This window comes from Rhodovarius lipocyclicus, assembly GCF_009900765.1.
Classification (GTDB): domain Bacteria; phylum Pseudomonadota; class Alphaproteobacteria; order Acetobacterales; family Acetobacteraceae; genus Rhodovarius; species Rhodovarius lipocyclicus.
In genome coordinates this window covers 1-628 of sequence record NZ_JAAABL010000099.1, presented here as the reverse complement: position 1 = coordinate 628, position 628 = coordinate 1, and the positions used below count along the sequence as shown (strand labels likewise).

The 628-nt window shown below is 66.6% G+C and carries 1 pseudogene; it reads right to left on the bottom strand.

Features of this window, described 5'->3' with window-relative positions:
• Positions 1–586 (bottom strand): annotated as a pseudogene (locus tag GT007_RS22105) (transposase); the annotation flags it as partial.
• Positions 587–628 lie beyond the last annotated feature (42 nt).

Sequence of the window (628 nt, the reverse complement as noted above, 5' to 3'; positions counted from 1 at the left end):
GCCGCGGCGGCGCGGCCGCGCCCGAAGCGCCTGCTGGCGCATCAGCCGTTCGATCTTGTGCAGCCCACAGCAGAAGCCCTCGGCCAGCACGTCGCGCCACACCCGCCTGGCGCCGGAGGTGCGGTCGCTGGCCAGGAAACTCGCCCTGACCTGGGGCGCGATCGCCTCATCGGTTCTGGAATGCTGGCTGCGTGGCCGGGTCAGCCAAGCGTGAAAGCCCGAGCGCGAGACCTCCAGTGCCGAGCAGAGCCAGGCCACCGGCCAGATCGGACGATGCGCCGCGATAAAGGCGAACTTCATATCGCATCCCTGGCGAAGTACGCCGCGGCCTTTTTAGGATGTCACGCTCCGCCTTGAGCTTGGCGACCTCTCGACGAAGGCGGTCGATCTCCTGCTGCTCCGGTTTCATCTGCCCGTGGCCGGGAAAGGCCTGTGCCGGATCGGAGGCCAGGTCGCGCATCCAGCGGCGCAACACGCTCTCCGCAACTTCCAGGTCCCGTGACGCCTGCGCCACCGCGACACCGCGATCACGGACCAGTTTCACCGCCTCAACTTTGAACTCCCGACTGAATACCCGCCGCTGCATGGGGACCTCCGATACGGTTGGAAAACCTTATCTCGGTGTCCA